The organism is Xanthomonas sp. WHRI 7945 (genome assembly GCF_035026585.1).
This window is the reverse complement of record NZ_JAYIQP010000027.1, coordinates 1-20904: the sequence shown is the minus strand read 5'-3', so window position 1 is coordinate 20904 and position 20904 is coordinate 1. Positions and strand designations below refer to the sequence as shown.

General features: G+C 69.9%; 16 protein-coding genes. 13 read left to right on the top strand and 3 right to left on the bottom strand.

Going from position 1 to position 20904, the window contains the following annotated elements; translation table 11 throughout:
- Positions 1-544 precede the first annotated feature (544 nt).
- Entirely contained in the window at positions 545-2530 is a 1986-nt protein-coding gene (locus VDQ83_RS16900) for a sigma-54-dependent Fis family transcriptional regulator (RefSeq protein ID WP_455435798.1), read from the bottom strand.
- A gap of 242 nt (positions 2531-2772) precedes the next feature.
- Positions 2773-3705, bottom strand: coding sequence for a carbohydrate kinase family protein (locus tag VDQ83_RS16895; protein ID WP_263395776.1), 933 nt, complete (start codon positions 3703-3705; stop codon positions 2773-2775).
- Positions 3706-3966: 261 nt separating this feature from the next.
- On the opposite strand from VDQ83_RS16895, the gene VDQ83_RS16890 reads away from it, so the two are divergent.
- The 6 genes from VDQ83_RS16890 (at position 3967) to VDQ83_RS16865 (ending at position 11668) form a co-directional block, all read left to right on the top strand.
- Complete coding sequence (locus VDQ83_RS16890) at positions 3967-5013, top strand: rod shape-determining protein (protein WP_003465837.1); 1047 nt, start codon at positions 3967-3969, stop codon at positions 5011-5013.
- Between the two features lie 170 nt (positions 5014-5183).
- Positions 5184-6278 (top strand): rod shape-determining protein MreC, encoded by a 1095-nt coding sequence (gene mreC / locus VDQ83_RS16885; protein ID WP_455435797.1) that lies wholly within the window; start codon positions 5184-5186, stop codon positions 6276-6278.
- Positions 6278-6766, top strand: a complete 489-nt coding sequence (mreD, locus tag VDQ83_RS16880) for a rod shape-determining protein MreD (RefSeq protein WP_263395774.1) — start codon at positions 6278-6280, stop codon at positions 6764-6766. Before mreC ends, mreD begins: the two co-directional genes overlap by 1 nt.
- A gap of 7 nt (positions 6767-6773) precedes the next feature.
- Positions 6774-8828 carry a penicillin-binding protein 2 gene (mrdA, locus tag VDQ83_RS16875; RefSeq protein ID WP_455435807.1) on the top strand — a complete coding sequence of 685 codons (2055 nt, stop codon included), beginning with the start codon at positions 6774-6776 and terminating at the stop codon, positions 8826-8828.
- Positions 8825-9943 carry a rod shape-determining protein RodA gene (rodA, locus tag VDQ83_RS16870; RefSeq protein WP_455435796.1) on the top strand — a complete coding sequence of 373 codons (1119 nt, stop codon included), beginning with the start codon at positions 8825-8827 and terminating at the stop codon, positions 9941-9943. Before mrdA ends, rodA begins: the two co-directional genes overlap by 4 nt.
- 393 nt (positions 9944-10336) lie before the next feature.
- Positions 10337-11668, top strand: a complete 1332-nt coding sequence (locus tag VDQ83_RS16865) for a virulence factor family protein (protein WP_455435795.1) — start codon at positions 10337-10339, stop codon at positions 11666-11668.
- Positions 11669-11758: 90 nt separating this feature from the next.
- On the opposite strand, the gene VDQ83_RS16860 is transcribed toward VDQ83_RS16865, so the two are convergent.
- Positions 11759-12022, bottom strand: coding sequence for a hypothetical protein (locus VDQ83_RS16860; RefSeq protein WP_309913930.1), 264 nt, complete (start codon positions 12020-12022; stop codon positions 11759-11761).
- Between VDQ83_RS16860 and VDQ83_RS16855 the strand changes: the two genes are divergently transcribed.
- The 7 genes from VDQ83_RS16855 to VDQ83_RS16825 all read left to right on the top strand — a co-directional run bounded on the left by VDQ83_RS16855 (position 12021) and on the right by VDQ83_RS16825 (position 20571).
- Positions 12021-13169 (top strand): NAD(P) transhydrogenase subunit alpha, encoded by a 1149-nt coding sequence (locus VDQ83_RS16855; RefSeq protein ID WP_455435794.1) that lies wholly within the window; start codon positions 12021-12023, stop codon positions 13167-13169. The genes VDQ83_RS16860 and VDQ83_RS16855 overlap by 2 nt on opposite strands.
- Positions 13170-13172: 3 nt before the next feature.
- Positions 13173-13496, top strand: a complete 324-nt coding sequence (locus tag VDQ83_RS16850; RefSeq protein WP_455435793.1) for an NAD(P) transhydrogenase subunit alpha — start codon at positions 13173-13175, stop codon at positions 13494-13496.
- 4 nt (positions 13497-13500) lie between these two features.
- Positions 13501-14907: an NAD(P)(+) transhydrogenase (Re/Si-specific) subunit beta gene (locus VDQ83_RS16845; protein WP_455435792.1), complete on the top strand. Its 1407-nt coding sequence runs from the start codon at positions 13501-13503 to the stop codon at positions 14905-14907.
- A gap of 67 nt (positions 14908-14974) precedes the next feature.
- On the top strand, positions 14975-16366 hold the full coding sequence (locus tag VDQ83_RS16840) for an NAD-dependent succinate-semialdehyde dehydrogenase (RefSeq protein ID WP_455435791.1): 1392 nt from the start codon (positions 14975-14977) through the stop codon (positions 16364-16366).
- A 212-nt stretch (positions 16367-16578) separates the two neighbouring features.
- Positions 16579-17718, top strand: a complete 1140-nt coding sequence (gene mltB, locus VDQ83_RS16835; RefSeq protein WP_455435790.1) for a lytic murein transglycosylase B — start codon at positions 16579-16581, stop codon at positions 17716-17718.
- Complete coding sequence (locus tag VDQ83_RS16830) at positions 17715-19166, top strand: septal ring lytic transglycosylase RlpA family protein (protein ID WP_455435789.1); 1452 nt, start codon at positions 17715-17717, stop codon at positions 19164-19166. Before mltB ends, VDQ83_RS16830 begins: the two co-directional genes overlap by 4 nt.
- 193 nt (positions 19167-19359) lie before the next feature.
- Positions 19360-20571, top strand: coding sequence for a D-alanyl-D-alanine carboxypeptidase family protein (locus VDQ83_RS16825; RefSeq protein ID WP_455435788.1), 1212 nt, complete (start codon positions 19360-19362; stop codon positions 20569-20571).
- The last annotated feature ends 333 nt before the right edge of the window (positions 20572-20904 follow it).

Below are 20904 nucleotides of genomic sequence, written 5' to 3'. Positions count from 1 at the left end.
GCATCGTCATGCCACGGCTGTTGTGGGAGCGACTTCAGTCGCGACATCGAAGCGGAATGCGCCCGCCTTCTGTAGCCGTCGGGACTGAAGTCCCACAAAAAGCGGAGCGGATAGAGATCGCCAACGGTTCGGATGACATCGTCGCAGCGAGCGCCGGCTCTTTGATCGCCTATGCCAAGTTGGCTTGCGCTGGCGGTTCTCTAGGACGGGGCGGGCGATTCCGCGGACCGCGGACGCGCATCGTCATGCCACGGCTGTTGTGGGAGCGACTTCAGTCGCGACATCGAAGCCGGATAGCCTTCGGCTTCGGTGACAGTCGGGACTGAAGCCCTCCTGAAAAAACAGTGCGGGTTGGGTGTCGCAAACGGCGGATGGACATCGCCGTACAAAGTGCTGGCTCTTTCATCCCTGCATCGGGGGACGGCTTTTTCTGTAGGAGCGGCTTCAGCCGCGACACCGAAGCCGGAGGGCACCCGACTTCGGGGTCGCGGCTGAAGCCGCTCCTACAGGGATGGCATGACCGATCGGCTGTTGCGCTTGGAACTCAGACCGTCGCCAACCCATGCTTGCGCAGCTTGCGGTACAGGGTGTTGCGGCTGATGCCGAGCGCGTCGGCGGTGCGGCTGACGTTCCAGCGGTGCCGTTCCAATTGCTGCTGCAGCACGCTGCGTTCGGCGCTGTCCAGGGCGGCGCGGCCGGGCATGTCGTCGGCGGCGACCGCGTCGCCGTTGACCAGGCACGGGCCGCTGTCGGCGTCGACGATTTCCTGCGGCAGGTTGGAGATGCGGATCATGCCGTCCGCGCACAGCACCGCGGCGGTGCGCAGCACGTTGCGCAGCTGCCGCAGGTTGCCCGGCCAGGCATAGCTGAGCAGCTTGTGCAGCGCGTCCTCGCTGATCCGCACGTGGCGCTCGCCGCTCTCCTCGCGCAGCAGGGTGCGGATCAGTTCGGCCTTGTCGCTGCGTTCGCGCAACGGCGGCAGGTGCAGCACCACGCCGTTGAGGCGGTAGTACAGGTCCTCGCGGAACTCGCCCACGGCCACCATCTGCCCCAGGTCGCGGTGGCTGGCGCTGATCACGTGCAGTTCCAGCGGCATCGCCCGGTCACTGCCCAGCGGGGTCACGCTCTGTTCTTCCAGCACGCGCAGCAGCCGCGTCTGCAGCGGCAGCGGCATGTCGCCGATCTCGTCCAGGAACAGGGTGCCGCCACTGGCCTGCAGCAGCTTGCCGTGGCGGCCCTCGCGCGCGGCATCGGTGAAGGCGCCGCGGGCGTAGCCGAACAGCTCGCTCTCGATCAGCGCTTCCGGGATCGCCGCGCAGTTCACCGCCACGAACGGCCGCGCCGCCCACGGCGAGCTGCGGTGCACCGCCTTGGCGAATTCTTCCTTGCCGGTGCCGGTGGCGCCGCACAGCAGGATCGACACGCGATGCGCGGCCAGCTTCAGCGCGTTGTCCAGGTTGTGGCGCATGCGCGGATCGGAGCCGACGTGCTCGCGCGCATAGGCGGCCTCGCCGCTGTCGGCGCTGGCGGCGTGCGCGCGCCCAGCGGCAGCGTCGCGGCGCGGCGGCTGCGCCAGGGCGAAGAAGCGGCGCCCGTGGCAGGCGCAGCGGATCGACCACAGCGTGCTGGCCTCGTTGCGCGCGCGCTGCTCCACCGTGTCGAAGTCCAGCTGCATCACCTGCGAGATGTCGCGCCCGACCAGCAGGCCGCGCTCGCCCTTGCCGAGCTGTTCCAGCGCCGCTTCGTTGACCGCCAGCACGCGGCCGTCCTCGCCGATCGCCATCAGCGCCTCGTGCAGCAGGCCGGCGAATTCCGGACGACTGTGGAAGCGCAGGATCCACGCGTGCCGGTACTGCTCCAGGAAATACGAACGCGCGATCTGCGCCGCCGACATGCGCACCAGCGCGCTGGTATGGCGCTGCACCAGCTTGGTGTCGCGCGCGTCCGGGGTGGAGGCGTCCAGCACCGCCAGCAGGTCGCCGTGCGGGTCCAGGATCGGCGCACCGCTGCACGACAGCGGCAGGTGCCGGACCAGGTAGTGTTCGCCGCGGTGCACGCCCAGCGCGCTGCGTTCCACCGCGCAGGTGCCGATGCCGTTGGTGCCCTGGTAGCGCTCGGCCCAGCTGGCGCCGCAGAACAGCCCGGTCTGGCGGAACTCGCGCAGCAGCGCCGGGTCCTGCACGCTGTGCAGCACGGTGGCCTCGGCGTCGGCGACCACCACCGCGTAGCCGCCGCCGGCGATCTGCTCGTAGAGGTTCTCCATCTCCACCTTGGCGATGCGCAGCACTTCCTCCAGCCGTTGCTGGCGCTCGCGCAGCCCGCTGCCGTCGTGGACCATCGGCGAAGGCGTGGCGTCCGGGTTCAGCCCGTACTCGTCCAGGCAGCGTTGCCAGGACCGTGCCAGTGCCGGCGGCAGCGGTTCGATCTGGCGGAAATGGCGCATCCGCGCCAGCAATGCCGGCTCCGCCTCGGCGACGGACGACGCCTTGGCTGCGGCCTGCAGGAGGTTGGCTACAGTCAACTCCGACACGTGCGCCCCTCGATCCGACCCCGGATCAGGCGGCCAGTGACGCACAAACCCGTCCCATGCTCAAACCGCAGTGCAGCAAAAGCCGGGATTGGGGATTCGGGATTGGGGATTGGCAAGGGCGGGTGGCCCGCGGCGGGTCGGTCCGGGCCATCCAAACAAAAAAAACCGCGCAAATGCGCGGTTCTAGTGAAAATCAAGCGCCAGGACCGGCTTTTACGAATCCCCAATCCCCAATCCCGGCCTTACAACGCATACCCGAACTGCTGCTTGAACTGGTCGTTGAACTCGTCGAAATCGAAGCGCTGGTTCTGGGTGCCCGGGTGCTCCACCTTCAGCGCGCCCATCAGGTTGCCCATCCGCCCGATCGTCAGCCAGTCGCAGCCGCGCTGGATACCGAAGATCAGGCCGGCGCGGAACGCGTCGCCGCAGCCGGTCGGGTCGACCACGCGGCGCTCGTGCGCCGGCGGGATGTCGTAGGTCTTCTCGGGGGTGTAGACCAGCGCGCCCTTCGGGCCCTGGGTGGTGATGTAGGCCTGCACCCGCGAGACGATGTCCTGCTCGTTCCAACCGGTGCGCTCCTGCAGCAGGTTGGACTCGTAGTCGTTGACCACCACGTAGTCGGCCTGCTCGATGAAGGTGCGCAGTTCCGGGCCGCTGAACAGCGGCATCGCCTGGCCGGGGTCGAAGATGAACGGGATGCCGGCGGCGGCGAATTCCTCGGCGTTCTGGATCATGCCCTCGCGCCCGTCCGGGCCGACCAGGCCCAGGGTCACGCCCGGCACGTCGCGCACATGGTTTTCGTAGCTGCGCATCATCGCGCCCGGGTGGAACGCGGTGATCTGGTTGTTGTCGTGGTCGGTGGTGATGAACGCCTGCGGGGTGAACAGGTCCTCGATCACCTTGACCCGCGACAGGTCGATGCCGAGCGTCTCGAAGTGCTCGCGGTACGGGCCGAAGTCCTGGCCCACCGTGCCCATCGGGATCGGGTCGCCGCCCAGCAGGTGCAGGTTGTAGGCGATGTTGCCGGCGCAGCCGCCGAACTCGCGGCGCATCCGCGGCACCAGGAACGACACGTTCAGGATGTGCACCTTGTCCGGCAGGATGTGGTTCTTGAACTGGTCCGGGAACACCATGATGGTGTCGAAAGCGAGGGAACCACAGATCAGTACGGACATCGGGCAGGCCTTGGCGGAGGGATGAGCCCGCATTCAGGCGGGCGACGTGCGGGGTCGCCGCGGCGCAAAGGGTAACGGCTGCGGCCGGGCAGGGCCAGAAGCACGATGCACGACGCCTCTGCGAGGGGCGCGCAAGGCGCGGTTTTAGCGAGAATTTTCCTTGCCCGCACCCAGGTGGGTTGTTACGCTAGCAGACTTCGTTTCTGCCCATTTTTTCGCCATTCGGCGACGGCACGCGACTCCCCAGGACTCAATTCCCCGATGTTCAAGAAACTCCGCGGCATGTTCTCCAACGACCTGTCCATCGATCTGGGCACGGCCAACACCCTCATCTACGTGCGTGGCCAGGGCATCGTGCTGAACGAACCGTCGGTGGTCGCGGTGCGCCAGGACCGGGCGATCGGCGGCACCCGTTCGGTGGCCGCGGTCGGCGCCGAGGCCAAGCAGATGCTCGGCCGCACCCCGGGCCACATCACCACCATCCGCCCGATGAAGGACGGCGTCATCGCCGACTTCACCTACACCGAGGCGATGCTGAAGCACTTCATCAAGAAGGTGCACAAGTCGCGCTTCCTGCGCCCGAGTCCGCGCGTGCTGGTGTGCGTGCCGGCCGGCTCGACCCAGGTCGAGCGCCGCGCGATCAAGGAATCGGCCGAAGAGGCCGGCGCGCGCGACGTGTACCTGATCGAGGAACCGATGGCCGCGGCGATCGGCGCCGGCATGCCGGTCACCGAGGCGCGCGGCTCGATGGTCATCGACATCGGCGGCGGCACCACCGAGGTGGCGGTGATCTCGCTGAACGGCATCGTCTACTCGCAGTCGGTGCGCATCGGCGGCGATCGCTTCGACGAGTCGATCACCAACTACGTGCGCCGCAACCACGGCATGCTGATCGGCGAGGCCACCGCCGAGCGCATCAAGCTGCAGATCGGCTGCGCCTATCCGCAGGAAGAGGTGCAGGAGATGGAGATCTCCGGCCGCAACCTCGCCGAGGGCGTGCCGAAGATGATCAAGATCAACTCCAACGAGGTGCTCGAGGCGCTGCACGAGCCGCTGTCGGGCATCGTCTCGGCGGTCAAGCTGGCGCTGGAGCAGACCCCGCCGGAACTATGCGCCGACGTCGCCGAGCGCGGCATCGTGCTGACCGGCGGCGGCGCGCTGCTGCGCGACCTGGACCGGCTGATCTCCGAGGAGACCGGCCTGCACGTGCAGGTCGCCGACGACCCGTTGACCTGCGTGGCCCGCGGCGGCGGCCGTGCGCTGGAGCTGGTGGACATGCACGGCAACGAGTTCTTCGCGCCGGAGTGATGGTGAGGCCGGGAATCGGGAATGGGGAATGGGGAATCGAACCCCCCATCCGCACCGATATTGCCGGCTCCGCGTCCGCCACCGTGCCTGCGCCCCGGCCCGATCGAGCCGGGATCGCGCTGTTGTTGTCCGATTCCCCCTTCCCGATTCCCCCTTCCCGGCCCTGATCTGTGCCTCCCTACGCCGGTCCCCCCGTCACTGCCCGCCCGGGCGAAGCCGCCAGCACGCCACGCCTGCTCGCGTACCTGGCCCTGGCGGTGGTGCTGATCGTGCTCGATGCGCAGGCCGGCTGGCTGAAGCAGGTGCGCAGCCAGACCAACCTGCTGGTGCAGCCGCTGTGGGCGCTGGCCGGGCTGCCGGGCCGGCTCGGCTCGCAGGTGCAGGAGAACGCCGCCAGCCATGCGCAGCTGGTCCGGGAAAACCGCGCGCTGCGCAACGAGCTGCTGATCGCCAAGGCGCGCCTGACCCGGCTGCAGACCGCGGCGCTGGACAACGCGCAGCTGCGCGAGCTGCTCGGCGTAGCCGAGCGCCGCGGCCTGGACGTGCAGCTGGCGCCGATCCTGGACATCGACCTGGACCCGACCCGGCAGCGCCTGGTGCTCGACGCCGGCGGCCGCGACGGCGTGCACGTCGGCCAGGCGGTGATCGACGCCGGCGGCCTGATGGGCCAGGTGATCGAGGTGACCCCGCTGCATTCCACCGTGCTGCTGCTGACCGACCCCGACCACGCGGTGCCGGTGACCGTGGCGCGCAACGGCGTGCGCCTGATCGTCTACGGCCGCGGCGACACCCTGCAGCTGCGCGACGTGCCGCTCAGCGCCGGGGTCGAGGTCGGCGACGAGATCGTCACCTCCGGCCTCGGCGGCCGCTTCCCGGCCGGCTTCCCGGTCGGCACCGTGTCGGCGCTGCGCCCGGACGACACCCACGCCTTCCTGGTCGGCGACCTGAAGCCGGCAGCGAAGCTGGACCGGGGGCGGGACGTTTTGTTGCTGCGCCCTTCGGTCGCGGCAGCGGGACCGGGGACCGGGGACCGGGGACCCGGTAGCAGCAACGGCAACAGCAATGCGACGCATGGAGCGGCTCAAGGGCACGGTTCTGCGCCAGCTGCTGCGCCGACGGCCGGCTCGGTACCCGATCGGACCTCCGCTCCTGACCGGGTCCCCGGTCCCCGGTCCCCAGTCCCGGCGGCTGCGCAGGAGCCGCGCTCTTCCCCAATCCCGAATCCCGAATCCCCAATCCCGGCGTCTCCGCAGGAGACGCAGTAATGAGCCGCCCCCGCAGCAAAGGCTGGGTGCTCCCGGCCAGCGTGGTCCTGGCGCTGGTGCTGGGCCTGCTGCCGTTGCCGCTGGTGCTGCAGCCGCTGCGCCCGTATTTCCTGGCGCTGGTGGTGGCGTACTGGGTGATCGAGACGCCGGACACGGTCGGGCTGGGCTTCGCCTTCGCCATCGGCGTGGTCGCCGACCTGCTGTACGGCGGGGTGCTGGGCGAACAGGCGCTGCGGCTGGTGATCCTGGGCTTCATCCTGCAGCGCTTCCGCGCGCGCATCCGCTTCTTCCCGATGTCGCAGCAGGCGCTGGCGATCGGCGGGCTGCTGGTCAACGACCGCATCGTCGCCGCAGCCGTGCACCTGGCGGTGGGCGAGCCGCCGTTGCCGTGGAACTACTGGTGGGCGCCGCTGCTGGGCATGGCGCTGTGGCCGCCGCTGTTCGTGCTGCTGGACGCGCTGCGGCTGGGCCGGCGGAGCAAGAAGTAGCGTGGCCCTGACCACCCGCCGCACGCAGAAGAACCCGCACGCCGAGGCCGAGCAGTTCCGGCGCCGCGCGGCGCTGGGCTTCCTCGGCGTGCTGGTCGCGCTGGTCGGGCTGGGCGCCTGGTACTTCAAGCTGCAGGTGCTGGACCACGACGTCTACGCCACGCGCTCGGACGCCAACCGGATCAAGCCGCGGCCGGTGGTGCCGGGGCGCGGCATGATCTACGACCGCAACGGCCGCCTGCTGGCCGAGAACGTGCCCGCGTTCCGGCTCGACGTGACGCCGGACAAGGTCGACGACATGGACGCGCTGCTGGCCGAGCTGGGCAAGGTGATCGCGCTGGCGCCGGAGGACATCGAACGCTTCCAGGCCGCGCGCAAGGCCAGCCGCAGCTTCCGCCCGATCACCCTGAAGCTGCGGGTCAGCGAGGAGGAGCGCGCACGCTTCGCGGTCGACCGCTGGCGCTTCCCGGGCGTGGAGCTGGAGCCGTACCTGACCCGCCACTATCCCTACGGCGAGCTGTTCGCGCACATCATCGGCTACGTCGGCCGCATCGACGAGAAGGACCTGGAGACGCTGGGCGAGGGCAACGCGGCGCTGACCCACATCGGCAAGTCCGGGCTGGAGCGCTATTACGAAGAGGCGCTGCGCGGCAAGGTCGGCTACGAGCAGGTCGAGACCAACGTGCAGGGCCGCGCGATCCGCACCGTCGGCCGGGTGCCGGCGCAGTCCGGCGCCGACCTGCGCCTGTCCATCGACGCCGACCTGCAGCGTGCGATGGTCGCCGCGTTCGGCGACTACCAGGGCTCGGCGGTGGCGATCGACCCGCGCACCGGCGAGATCCTGGCGATGGTCAGCCTGCCGTCGTACGACCCCAACCTGTTCGTCAACGGCATCTCGCATGCCGATTTCCAGGCGCTCAACAGCGACCTGTCGCGGCCGCAGTTCAACCGGCTGGTGCTGGGCGGGGTGGCGCCCGGCTCGACCATCAAGCCGTTCATGGGCCTGGCCGGGCTGGACAGCGGCACGCGCCGCCCGGAAGACAAGATCCTGTCCACCGGCATGTTCTACCTGCCCGGGGTCAGCCGCGGCTGGGGCGACTCGCACCGCGGCGGGCACGGCTGGACCGACCTGCGCAAGTCGATCTCGCAGTCGGTCAACACCTACTACTACAAGCTGGCCATCGACATGGGCATCGGCAAGGTCGACCAGTACATGACCCGCTACGGCTTCGGCGCGCCCACCGGCATCGACCTGATCGGCGAGAGCGGCGGCATCGTGCCGTCGCCGGCGTACAAGGCGAAGAGCCGCAAGGAAGCGTGGTACCCCGGCGACACGGTCAACATCGCCATCGGCCAGGGCGACTGGAAGGTGACGCCGCTGCAACTGGTGCGCGCGGTGGCGGGCATCGCCGACGGCCAGCTGCGCACGCCGCACCTGGTGATGGCGCGGCGCGGCGCGTTCGACCAGCCGTGGACGCCGGTGCCGCTCGGCACAGGCAAGCCGATCAGCGACAATCCCGGCAACCTGCAGGCGGTGCGCGAAGGGATGATGGACACCATGCGTCCGGGCGGCAGCGGCCATGCGATCGCGGTCAGCGCGCCGTACCAGATGGCCGGCAAGACCGGCACCGCGCAGGTGGTCAGCCGCAAGGGCACCGCCGCGGTGGATCCGCGCAGCCTGCCGATGCACCTGCGCCACCGCTCGCTGTTCGAGGGCTTCGCCCCGGCCGAGCAGCCGACCATCGCGCTGGCCATCGCGGTGGAGGGCGGCGGCTACGGCGCCAGCACCGCCGCGCCGATCGCGCGCAAGATCTTCGATGCCTGGCTGCTCGGCCGCCTGCCCGCGGGCATCGAGCCGCTGGACAGCCTGCGCGGCGCCACCGCGTTCGGCAGCGAGCTGTACTACGCCGAGGATCCGGGCTCGCGCGCTGCCGCCGACGCGGTGGCGCTGGCCGCCGGCGAGCTGCCGGTGCTGGTCGGCCCGGTCGCGGTGGATGCCGCCAGTGTGGCGGTGCCGGCCGCGCCGCCGCCGATCCCCGACGAGATTCCGGACGAACGATGAAGGATTTCCTGCGCTGGCTGGCCGATCTCGGCGGCCGCTTCGCCCGCACCCTGGACTGGCCGCTGTGCCTGGCCCTGGGCGCGCTGATGGTGATCGGCCTGGCGGTGCTCAAGAGCGCCGGCGGCCAGTCCGGCGGCAACCACCTGATGCTGGCGCAGGGCATCCGCTTCGCGGTCGGCGCGGCGGCGATGTGGGGCCTGTCGCGGGTCTCGGCGCTGCGCCTGCGCGCCTGGACGCCGCTGATCTACGCGTTGTCGATGCTGCCGCTGCTGGCGGTGTTCGCGCTGGGCACCGGCAAGTACGGCCGGCAGTGGCTGGACCTGAAGGTGTTCTACCTGCAGCCGGCCGAGCTGCTGAAGATCAGCATGCCGATGATGGTGGCCTGGTACCTGCACCGCGTGCCGCTGCCGCCGCGCCTGCCCACGGTGCTGGTCAGCGCGGTGATCATCGGCCTGCCGACCGCGCTGATCATGCTGCAGCCGGACTTCGGCACCGGCGTGCTGATCGCCGCCAGCGGCGGCTTCGTGCTGCTGCTGGCCGGGCTGCCGTGGTGGTGGGTGGGCATCGCGGTGGGCGGCGTCGCCGCGGCCGCGCCGGTGGCCTGGCTGTGGCTGCTGCGGCCCTACCAGAAGGACCGGATCATGATGTTCCTCAATCCGGAGAACGATGCGCTCGGCGCGGGCTGGAACATCATCCAGTCCAAGATCGCGATCGGCTCCGGCGGCCTGCACGGCAAGGGCTGGGGCCTGGGCTCGCAGTCGCACCTGAACTTCATCCCCGAGCAGACCACCGACTTCGCGTTCTCCGTGCTCAGCGAGGAATTCGGCTGGATCGGCGTGGCCACGGTGCTGACCCTGTACCTGGTGGTGATCGGGCGCTGCCTGTGGATCGCCGTGCAGGCGCGCGATACGTTCTCGCGGCTGCTCGCCGGCGCCACCGGGCTGGCGTTCTTCGTCTACGTGCTGGTCAACGGCGGCATGATCTCCGGGCTGCTGCCGGTGGTCGGGGTACCGATGCCGCTGATGAGCTACGGCGGCACCTCCGCGGTGTCGCTGCTGGCCGGCCTGGGCCTGGTGATGGCGGTCAAGGCGCACCGTCCGGTGCACGGCTACTAGCGACTGCGCCCGGCCATTCGCGCCCGCGCGAGCGCGGCGCGCGGCCTGCCCGAATGCCGGCGCCTTCGACCGGCGCGCACTGGCTTAACCGCAAGCAAGCATCAAGGTGGCAACCGATTGCGGCGTGTGTCGGCGCTGCGCACAATCCGCGTCGATGCCACGTCGCGGTGCCGCTGCTTGCGGCCCGTTGCGAGCGCAGGATCCGTTCCGGGTGAGCCATGCGCGGCGTCGACGCCGCCCGGCCGACCCGCGTCCACCGAGGGAGCCAGCACCGCGCAACGTCGATCCGGGCCTGGTCCGTGTCGTTCACCTGCGTCCGTTCGTGTGCGGTAGTCCTCGCTCGTCCTTTCCGTGATTCCTGCCGTTCGGCTGTGCCGACATGGATGTGCGTCGATGAAATTCCCGCGGTTGTGGTTGCTGGGCAGCGTGCTGCTGGGCCTGGCCGGCTATGCCGTCGCGCGTGCCTATTTCGCGCCCGGCATCGTGCATTGCTGCGGCTATGGCCGCATCGTCCTGACCAAGCCGCCGGGGCCGGTGCAGGGCATGGTGATCCTGCTCGCCAGCGGCACGCCGGCGCAGCGGCGGGCGGCGACCGCGCGCATCGCCGCCACCGGCGCGCTGGTGGCAACGGTCAACGGCGATCGCTACCAGGCCCGGCTGCAACGCGCCGGCCGCGGCTGCAGCCATGCCTGGCACGATGCCGAGCAGCTGAGCCGGCGCCTGCAGCGCGACCTGCACGGGGAGCGCTATTTCCTGCCGATGCTGGCCGGCAGCGGACGCGCGGCGACGCTGGCCGAGCGCATCGTCGGCGCCGCGCCGGCGGCGACCCTGGGCGGCGCGATCGGCGTGGCGCCGGCGCCGACCGAGGTCTGCGCCGGCACCGTGCAAGCCAACGCCGCACAAGGCTTCGTCGATATCGCGCCGGCACCCGCCGCCGCAGCGGACGCGGCGCTGGCCGCACGCGTGGCCGCGCACCTGCACGCGCCGGCCAGCGGCGGCGCGCTCGAGGACCTGCCGTTGACCGAGCTGCCGGTGCGCACGCCGGGCGCACCGCTGGCGATCGTGCTGTCCGGCGATGGCGGCTGGCGCGATATCGACAAGGGCATGGCCGAGGCCCTGCAGCAACGCGGGATCGCGGTGGTGGGCTGGGACAGCCTGCGCTATTTCTGGCACGCCAAGCCGCCGGCGCAGTCCAGCGCCGATCTGCGGCGGGTCATCGACTACTACCAGCAACGCTGGCACCCGCAAAAGATCCTGCTGGTCGGCTATTCCTTCGGCGCCACCGCGCTGCCGTTCATGTACAACCGGCTGCCGCCGGCGCAGCGCGCGCAGGTCGGGTTGCTGGCGTTGTTCGGCGTCGACCACAAGGCCGATTTCCAGATCCGCGTGCGCAACTGGCTGGACCTGGGCGATGCCGACGACGCCGAACCGGTGCTGCCGGAGATCGCGCGCATCGCCCCAGCGCAGCTGCTGTGCGTGTACGGCGACCAGGAAAAGGACACGCTGTGCCCGGAGCTGCGCGACAGCGGCGCGCAGATCGTCGCGCTGCACGGCGGCCACCATTTCGACCAGCGTCCGGCCGGCTTGGCGACGATCGTTGACGCGCGTTGGCAGCAACTCGCAGAGGACGCGCGCCATCCTATGGCGACCGCCGACACCGGCCATCCTCACCCAGCCGCGGTGCCGGCCGTTGCGCTGCGCGCGCAGCCTGGCGCCCTTCAATAGAGCCGTGCCCGGCCGCCTGCCGGGCATGGGCCGACGCGTCGCGTGGCATCCGCCGCGATCGGCGATGCGCGCGCGTTCGCCGAGCCGCGATCAACGCGCAGTCGACGTCGCCACGCCGAAGGCAAACAACGCACGTACCGCCTCACTCTGAAATCGCCTGCCGGCGTGCGGCGGCAAGCCGATCTGTCGCTCGCGTCGGTCGGTTGCCAGCCCGATAGCGCCGACAGGCGCCGCCGCCGCCTCGTCCAGCGCCTGTACCGCAGGCCAATACGTCGGCCGCAATTGATCGCAATCAATGTCGGCGGTGGCGCGCACGCGCACCGTGTCTGTACTTACCGACAGGCACTGGCTCATGGCGTTCACCGTAGCGGTAGTGAAGGAACAGCAAACCGGCGAGCGCCGCGTGGCGATGGTGCCGACGGTGCTGCCGAAACTGGCGAAGCTGGGCGCACAGCTGCGCCTGCAGGCGGGAGCCGGTGTGGCCTCGCGCTTCGCCGATGCGGCCTATGCCGGCGCCACCGTGCTCGACGATGCGCAGGACGTCGTCGCCGGCGCTGACCTGGTGCTGGCGGTGCAGGCGCCGTCGCTGCAGACGCTGGCGGCGATGCGTCCGGGCAGCGTGCTGGTCGCGATGCTGTATCCGGCCAAGGCGCCGGGATTGCTGGAGTTGCTGTGCGAACGCCGCATCACCGCGTTCGCGATGGAAACCGTGCCGCGGATCAGCCGCGCGCAGGCGCTGGACGTGCTGTCCAGCCAGGCCGCACTGGCCGGCTACTACGCGCCGCTGCTGGGCGCGGTGCATCTGCCGCGGATCCTGCCGATGATGACCACCGCGGTCGGCTCGTTGCGCGCCGCGCGCGTGCTGGTGATGGGCCTGGGCGTGGCCGGCCTGCAGGCGTTGGCCACCGCGCACCGGCTCGGCGCGATCACCGAAGGCTACGACGTGCGCCCCGAGACGCGCGAACAGGCGCAATCGGTCGGGGCCAAGTTCGTCGATACCGGCATCGATGCGCGCGGCGAAGGCGGCTATGCGCGCGAACTCACTGCAGAGGAACGAGCCAAGGCGGCAGCAGTGCTGACCCAGCACATCCAGCAGGCCGACATGATCGTCACCACCGCCAACGTGCCCGGACGCACTGCGCCGATCCTGATCGACCGCGCGCAGATCGACGGCATGAAATCCGGTGCGGTGATCGTGGATCTGGCCGCCGACAGCGGCGGCAACTGCGAGGGCAGCGTGCCCGGGCAGACCGTCGAGGTGGGGCCGGTGACCATCGTCGCGCCGTTCAACGTGCCCTCGGCGCTGGCCCAGCACGCCAGCGAGCTGTACGCGAAGAACCTGCTGAACCTGCTCGAGCTGCTGGTCCGCGACGGCGCGCTGGCGCCGGACTTCGACGACGAGGTCGTGGCCGGCACCTTGCTGACCCGCGACGGCCAGCGCTGCCATCCCACGCCGCAGGCCGTCGCGCCTGCGCCTGCACCCGCCGCCAAGGAGTCCTGAGCAATGAATCTCGATCTGTCGATGAGCTGGATGATCGCGTTGTACGTGTTCATGCTCGCCGCGTTCACCGGCTACGAAGTGATCGGCAAGGTGCCGTCGATCCTGCACACGCCGCTGATGTCCGGTTCCAACTTCATCCACGGCATCGTCGTGGTCGGCGCGATGCACGCGCTGTTCAACGCCGACACCGTCGCCGGCCAGGCGATCGGCTTCGTCGGCGTGCTGCTCGGCGCCGGCAACGCCGCCGGCGGCTACGTGGTCACCGACCGCATGCTGGCGATGTTCAAGCCCAGCGCCAAATCCGCATCCGCCACCCCGAAGGAATAGCGTCATGCTGCAGTTACTGGTGGAGCTGAGCGGGTTCGCCGCCGCCCTGTTGTTCGTTCTCGGCCTCAAGCGCATGTCCTCGCCGGTGACCGCGCTGCGCGGCATCGTGCTGGCCGGCATCGGCATGCTGGTCGCCGTCGCCGCCGCGTTCGGCTATCTCGCCGACCTGCAGCCGGGCGCGCAGCCGCATGCGCTGACCAATCTCGCCCTGGCGCTGCTGGCGCTGGCGCTCGGCGGCGCCTGGGCCTGGCGCAGCGGGCGCAAGGTCGCGGTGACCGCGATGCCGCAGATGGTGGCGCTGTACAACGGCATGGGCGGCGGCGCCGCGGCCGCGGTCGCGGCGGTCGCGCTGACCTCGCGGCAGCCGCAGCACAGCGGCCTGCACCTGGCGGTGACCGTGCTCGGCGCACTGATCGGATCGATCTCGCTGTCCGGTTCGGTGATCGCCTGGGCCAAGCTCGATGGCCGCATCAACGCGGCGTGGCGCTTCAAGGGCCAGAGCGCGTTCAACGCCAGCGTGTTCCTCGCCGCGCTTGTACTCGGCGGTTTGGTGGTCGCGCAGATCGGCGGCGGCTGGGCGGCACTGGCGTTCTTCGTCGCCGCGCTGGGCTTCGGCATCCTGATGACACTGCCGATCGGCGGCGCCGACATGCCGGTGGTGATCTCGCTGTACAACGCCTTCACCGGGCTGGCGGTGGGCCTGGAAGGCTTCGCGCTGCAGAACCCGGCGCTGATGATCGCCGGCATGGTGGTCGGCTCTGCCGGCACCCTGCTGACCGTGCTGATGGCCAAGGCGATGAACCGGTCGCTGGCCAACGTGCTGTTCAGCAATTTCGGCGACGGCGCGGCGGTGGTGCAGGGCGACGTGCAGGGCCGCATGACCGCGGTCGATGCCGGCGATGCGGCGGTATCGATGCGCTACGCCTCCAGCGTGATCATCGTGCCCGGCTACGGCCTGGCGGTCGCGCAGGCGCAGGCGCGGCTGTACGAGCTGGTCAAGCTGCTGCAGGCCGCCGACGTGGACGTGAAGTTCGCGATCCACCCGGTCGCCGGGCGCATGCCCGGGCACATGAACGTGCTGCTTGCCGAGGCCGGCGTGCCCTACGACCTGATCTTCGACATGGAAGACATCAACGACAGCTTCGCCAGTACCGACGTGGCGCTGGTGATCGGCGCCAACGACGTGGTCAACCCGGCCGCGCGCACCGACAAGGCCTCGCCGATCTACGGCATGCCGATCCTCAACGCCGACCAGGCGCACCAGGTCTACGTGATCAAGCGCGGCCAGGGCAAGGGCTACGCCGGCGTGGAGAACCTGCTGTTCTACGGCGACAACTGCGACATGGTCTACGGCGATGCCGCCGCGGTGCTCAACCGCATGGTGCAGGCGGTCAAGGAACTGGCCGTCTGACCGAACCGCTTCCCGTGCCGGCGCGACGACGCGCCGGCGCTTCCCGACCTTCCACGAGGACACGACCATGGCTTATGCGACCCGCAATCCCTACACCGGCGAACTGCTCGCCAGCTTCCCCGAGGCGACCGACGAGGCGGTGCTCGCCGCGATCGGTGCCGCCGATGCGGCCTTCCAGCAGTGGAAGAGCGCCTCCTTCGCCGAACGCGCGAAGGTCATGCACGCGGCGGCGCAGTTGCTGCGCGCCGACGTGCGCGGTTACGCGCAACTGCTGACCCTGGAAATGGGCAAGCTGATCGGCGAGGCCGAAGCCGAGGTGACCTTGTCGGCGGACATCTTCGAGTACTACGCGGTCAACGCCGAGCGCCTGCTGGCGCCGGAGAAACTGCCGGTGGCCGATCCGGCCGAGGGCGAGGCGATCGTGGTGCACGAGCCGCTGGGCGTGCTGCTGGCGATCGAGCCGTGGAACTTCCCGTACTACCAGATCGCGCGGATCATCGCGCCGCAGCTGTCGGCCGGCAACACGGTGTTGCTCAAGCACGCCTCCAACGTGCCGCAGTGCGCGGCCAAGTTCGAAACGCTGATGGCCGCGGCGGGGCTGCCGTCCGGCGCGTTCGCCAACCTCTACGCCACGCGTTCGCAAGTGGAGACCGTCCTCAACGACCCGCGCGTGCACGGCGTGGCGCTGACCGGTTCGGAAGGCGCCGGCGCCATCGTCGCCGCGCAGGCGGCCAGGGCGCTGAAGAAATCGACGATGGAACTGGGCGGTGCCGATGCCTTCGTGGTGCTGGCCGATGCCGAACTGGACAAGACGGTGAAGTGGGCGGTATTCGGCCGCCATTGGAACGGCGGCCAGGTGTGCGTGTCGTCCAAGCGCATGATCATCGTGCAGGAGCTGTACGAGCAGTTCCTGCGCCGCTACACGGAGGGCGTGGCCGCGCTCAAGGCCGGCGATCCGATGGACGCGGCGACCACACTGGCGCCGCTGTCCTCGCAGGGCGCGGCCGACGAACTGACGCTGCAGATCGCCGCGGCGGTCGAACACGGCGCCACCGCCACCGAGGTCGGCCCCAAGGTGCCGACGCAGGGTGCGTTCGTGCAGCCGACCATCCTGACCAACGTGACCAAGGACAACCCGGCCTACTACCAGGAGTTCTTCGGCCCGGTGTCGATGCTGTTCGAGGCCGCCGACGAGGACGATGCGGTGCGCATCGCCAACGATTCGCCGTTCGGCCTGGGCGGCTCGGTGTTCACCGCCGACACCGCGCGCGGCGTCGAAGTGGCCAAGCGCATCTCCACTGGCATGGTGTTCGTCAACCATCCGACCATGGTCAAGGCCGACCTGCCATTCGGCGGGGTGCGCCGCTCCGGCTACGGCCGCGAACTGATCGGGCTGGGCATCAAGGAGTTCGTCAACCACAAGCTGATCGATGTGGTGGATATCGACGCGCCGTTCTGAGCGTCGCTGCCGCGCAGCACTGCGGGCCGTCGGTGGGCAACCACCGGCGGCCTTTGCGTTTGCGGTGCCCGGCCGGCGATGCCGGTGCCGGTGCCGTGATCCACGAAGGCTCCCCGGCATGAATACGCCAACTGCGCTTGACTCGGCGCAAAGTTCTTTTGTTTCATGACGTTATTGGTGGAAATTCATCTGGACTCTGTTAACCTGCCGGCATGATTCGACGCTCGCTGATTTGCCTGATCACGCTTGGCCTGGTCGCATGCGCGACCCAGCCCAAGGCCCCGACGCCGCCGCCGCAGGCCAGTGCGCTGCCGCAAACCGCGCCGCCGCCCGCGCTGCCGGCCGGCACAGCGCCCGAAGCGGCGCCCGCGCCGCCGGTCGACCTGACCCCGGTGCCGTTCGAGATCGCGCGCGCCAACTTCGTCCGCGACACCGCCGCCAAGTACGGCCTGGACCCGGCGCAGATCGAGGCGACGCTGGCGCAGGCGCAGTTCAAGGACGCGATCGTGGCGGCGATGTCGCGCCCGGCCGAGCGGGTCAAGCCGTGGAACGAATACCGGCCGATGTTCATCAGCCAGGCGCGGATCGATGGCGGCCGCGCGTTCCTGGCCACGCACCGCGAAGAACTGATGCGGGTGCAGGCGCGCACCGGCGTGCCGGCCGAGATCATCGTCGCGATCATCGGCGTGGAGACCAGTTACGGCAAGAATGCCGGCAGCTATCGCGTGCTCGACGCGCTGTACACGCTGGCGTTCCGCTATCCGCGCAGCGGAGATCCGGCCAAGCTCGAGCGCGAAGTGCGCCGCGAGCTGTTCTTCCGCGACGAACTCGGCCAGCTGTTCGCGCTCGGCCGCGAGGAGAACCTGGACGTCACCAAGCTGATCGGCAGCTACGCCGGCGCGATGGGCCTGGGCCAGTTCATGCCGTCCAGCTACCGCCAGTTCGCGGTCGACGGCGATGGCGACGGCAAGCGCAACCTGTTCACCGACTACGACGACGCGTTCTCCTCGATCGCCAACTACTTCGTCAAGAAGGGCGGCTGGGTGCGCGACGGCCTGGTCGCGGTGCCGGCTACGCTGCGTCCCGGCGCCGAGGAATTCAATCCGACCGACTGGACCCCGAGCCATTCGCTGGCCGACCTGGCCGCGCGCGGCTACCAGACCAACGCACCGGTCCCGGCCGGCGCCACCGCCACGCCGATCGCGCTCGACGACGGCAGCGCAGGCAAGCAGTACTGGCTGGGCTTCCAGAACTACTACGCGATCACCCGATACAACATTTCCAAGATGTACGCGATGGCCGTGTTCCAACTGTCCCAGGCCATCGCCGGCAAGGAGTTACCCCCGGCATGAACCCGAACGCGCTGCTCCGGATCGTCCCCGTCGTCGCCCTGCTGGCGCTGGCCGCCTGCAGCAGCGCCCCGAAGAAGACCGCAGGCGGCGCGGCGGCGCCGGGGGTCAAGGTGGAAGGCCGCGGTCCAGCGCATGTCGCCACCGGTTGCCCGTCCACCTCGCCGTACGCACCGGCCAAGGAAGACCCGTCCACGCGCGGCAACTACACCGCCGGCGGCCTGTACGCGCCAGGGGTCAGCGACAGGACCCCGGACTACGTGCCCAACGTCGCCTGCATCCCGGAACCGCTGGTCACCGCCGAGCCGCGTTCGCCGGTCGGCAACCGTTCGCCGTACATGGTGCTGGGCCGCGAGTACAAGATCATCGACGACCCGGACAGCTACGTCGAACGCGGCACCGCCTCGTACTACGGCAGCAAATTCCATGGCCGGCTGACCTCCAACCGCGAGGTCTACGACATGTACGCGTTCACCGCCGCGCACAAGACGCTGCCGCTGCCGAGCTTCGCCCTGGTCACCAACCTGGACAACGGCGAATCGGTGGTGGTGCGGGTCAATGACCGCGGCCCGTTCCACGATGGCCGGGTCATCGACCTGAGCTACGCGGCGGCGGTCAAGCTCGGCATCACCGGCAAGGGCACCGGCCGGGTCGAAGTGCGCGGGCTGACCCCGGCCGACAACGGCAACCTGCTGGCGGCGCGCCGTGCCGGCAAGCAGGTCGCCACCGGCACCGCGCTGGCCAGCGCGGCGGCGGGGGCGGGCGGTGCCGCACAGACCGCCGCGGCGCGCCGCGCCACCGACATGGACAACCTGGTCAAGGCCTTGCCGGCCAAGTCGGCGAGCGTGGCCGCGGCCAAGCCGCCGGCGCGCAGCGCGGCGCTGGTCGCGCCCACCGCCGCCAATGCAGCGGCCGCCGCGGCCGCAATGCCGGAAGGCGAGCGCTGGCGCTACCGGGTACAGGCCGATGCCGACACCGCGGCCAACGCCGACCATTTCGACGACTGGATGAAATCGCGCGGCGTGCGCGTGGCCACCGGCAAGCCGACCAAGCTCGACAAACCGGCCAAGGCCGATACGGCCGTGGCCGCCACGCCGGCACCGCCGCGGCGCGCCACCGCCACGCCTGCGCAGGCGCCCACTGCCGTTGCCGTCGCGGCAACGCCGACGCCGACGCCGACGCCGCGCGCGGTCGCCGACGCCGCCGCGGCACGCGGTCCGCTCGGCATCCTGCTGCAGGTGGCCAGCTTCGCCAGCCGCGACAACGCCAACCGCGCGCTGTCGCAGCTGGCCTCGGCCGGCATCGTCGGCGCCAGCGTCAGCGACATCGTTTCGGGTGGGCGCACGCTGTGGCGGCTGCGGGTCGCGGCCGAGGACCATGGCCGCGCCGCCGAGCTGGCCAGCCGCATCGCCGGCCTCGGCTTCGGGCGCCCGCAGATCGTCAAGGACTGAGCGCGCGAGAACGCCGCGCACGCCTGCGGCGGCCGCTGCCGCGCGTGCGGAGCGACGGCCTTCGCGCGCGCTGCGGCGCCGATGGCTTAACCGCCACTCCCGCCTGCGCCGCCGCAGCATCTGGCCGGGCGCCGGCTGGCCCTACAATGCCTCGTTTACCATCGGCCCTCGGGCCTGCCAGGAGTCGTTTTAGATGAAATTCCGCTTCGCCGTCGCCGCCGTGGCCACCTTCGCCGTCGGCCTGGTTTCCGCGCAGACCCCCGGCCCGGTGCCGGCACAGCCTGCCGCTGCCGCCGCCGCGCCCACCGCGGTGGCGATCCCGCCGGCGCCCAAGCCGGCCGTGTCCAAGTCCTGGGTGCTGATGGACTACGCCACCGGCCAGGTGCTGGCCGGCGAGAACGAACATGTGCAGGTGGCCCCGGCCAGCATCACCAAGGTGATGACGTCCTACGTGGTCGCCGCCGAGCTGAAGCTGGGCAAGATCAAGCGCGACGACCAGGTCATGCTCAGCGAGCGCGCCTGGCGCGAGGGCGGCGCCGGCACCGACGGCAGCTACAGCGGCTTCCCGGTCAACCAGACCGCACGCCTGGAGGACATGGAAAAGGGCATGGCGATCCAGTCCGGCAACGACGCGGCGATCGCGCTGGCCGAACACACCGCCGGCAGCGAGGAAGCCTTCGCCGCGCTGATGAACAACTACGCGGCCAAGCTCGGCATGACCGGCTCGCACTTCGTCAACGCCCACGGCCTGTCCGCCGAAGGCCACCACACCACCGCCTACGACCTGGCACTGCTGGGCCGGGCGATGGTGCGCGACTATCCGGAAACCTACGCCTACAACAAGATCAAGCAATTCAGGGTCGGCGACATCACCCAGCAGAACCGCAACCTGCTGCTGTGGCGCGACCCCAGCGTGGACGGCATCAAGACCGGGCACACCTCCGAGGCCGGCTACTGCCTGCTCAGCTCCGCGCAGCGCGGCGACCAGCGCCTGATCGCGGTGGTGATGGGCGACAGTTCCGAGAAGCAGCGCGCCGAGGACAGCCTGGCGCTGTTGAACTGGGGCTTCCGTTTCTTCGAGACCCACCGCCTATACGAGCCGGGCAAGCAGGTCGCGCAGCAGCGCGTGTGGAAGGGCAGCGAGAAGGAAGTGCTGCTGGGCGTGGCGCAGCCGCTGCTGGTCGGCGTGCCGCGCGGCCGCTACAACGAACTGAAGCCGTCGATCGACGTGCCCAAGACCCTGGAAGCGCCGATCAAGCAGGGCCAGGCGATCGGTACGGTGAAGGTCTCGCTGGACGGCAAGGTGGTCGCGCAGGCGCCGCTGGTGGCGCTGAAGGCGGTCGAGGAGGCGGGCTTCTTCAAGCGCCTGTGGGACAGCTTCTGGATGTGGTGGGAAGCCGAATGAGTTGAAAAAAGCCGGCTTGCGCCGGCTCTTTTTTCGGGACCAGGGACCGGGGACCAGGGACCCGTGGTTTTCAGCGAGCGCGAAGCATGCAGGTTTTTCTGTGGGAGGGGCTTCAGCCCCGACGTGTTACCGGTAAGGCGTCGGGGCTGAAGCCCCTCCTACAGAAAAGCGGTTGCGTCCGAGCCGCAAAAAAGGGCCGCTTTTTCTTTAAAAAAAGCGGCCCTTTTTGCATCAAATCGCTTGACAGGGATTTGCCCCGGAACATCATCCTGCCGTCCCGAGTCCCGAGTCCCGAGTCCCGAGTCCCGAGTCCCGAGTCCCGAGTCCCGAGTC

What these genes read in the sequence shown, in the direction of transcription:
- VDQ83_RS16860 (WP_309913930.1), bottom strand. Translation starts at nt 12,022, where the DNA reads ATGAGCCAGTGCCTGTCGGTAAGTACAGACACGGTGCGCGTGCGCGCC.
- mreD (WP_263395774.1), top strand. Translation starts at nt 6,278, where the DNA reads ATGAGCCGCCCCCGCAGCAAAGGCTGGGTGCTCCCGGCCAGCGTGGTC.
- VDQ83_RS16895 (WP_263395776.1), bottom strand. Translation starts at nt 3,705, where the DNA reads ATGTCCGTACTGATCTGTGGTTCCCTCGCTTTCGACACCATCATGGTG.
- VDQ83_RS16890 (WP_003465837.1), top strand. Translation starts at nt 3,967, where the DNA reads ATGTTCAAGAAACTCCGCGGCATGTTCTCCAACGACCTGTCCATCGAT.
- VDQ83_RS16855 (WP_455435794.1), top strand. Translation starts at nt 12,021, where the DNA reads ATGGCGTTCACCGTAGCGGTAGTGAAGGAACAGCAAACCGGCGAGCGC.
- VDQ83_RS16850 (WP_455435793.1), top strand. Translation starts at nt 13,173, where the DNA reads ATGAATCTCGATCTGTCGATGAGCTGGATGATCGCGTTGTACGTGTTC.
- rodA (WP_455435796.1), top strand. Translation starts at nt 8,825, where the DNA reads ATGAAGGATTTCCTGCGCTGGCTGGCCGATCTCGGCGGCCGCTTCGCC.
- VDQ83_RS16845 (WP_455435792.1), top strand. Translation starts at nt 13,501, where the DNA reads ATGCTGCAGTTACTGGTGGAGCTGAGCGGGTTCGCCGCCGCCCTGTTG.
- mltB (WP_455435790.1), top strand. Translation starts at nt 16,579, where the DNA reads ATGATTCGACGCTCGCTGATTTGCCTGATCACGCTTGGCCTGGTCGCA.
- VDQ83_RS16840 (WP_455435791.1), top strand. Translation starts at nt 14,975, where the DNA reads ATGGCTTATGCGACCCGCAATCCCTACACCGGCGAACTGCTCGCCAGC.
- VDQ83_RS16865 (WP_455435795.1), top strand. Translation starts at nt 10,337, where the DNA reads ATGAAATTCCCGCGGTTGTGGTTGCTGGGCAGCGTGCTGCTGGGCCTG.
- VDQ83_RS16830 (WP_455435789.1), top strand. Translation starts at nt 17,715, where the DNA reads ATGAACCCGAACGCGCTGCTCCGGATCGTCCCCGTCGTCGCCCTGCTG.
- VDQ83_RS16825 (WP_455435788.1), top strand. Translation starts at nt 19,360, where the DNA reads ATGAAATTCCGCTTCGCCGTCGCCGCCGTGGCCACCTTCGCCGTCGGC.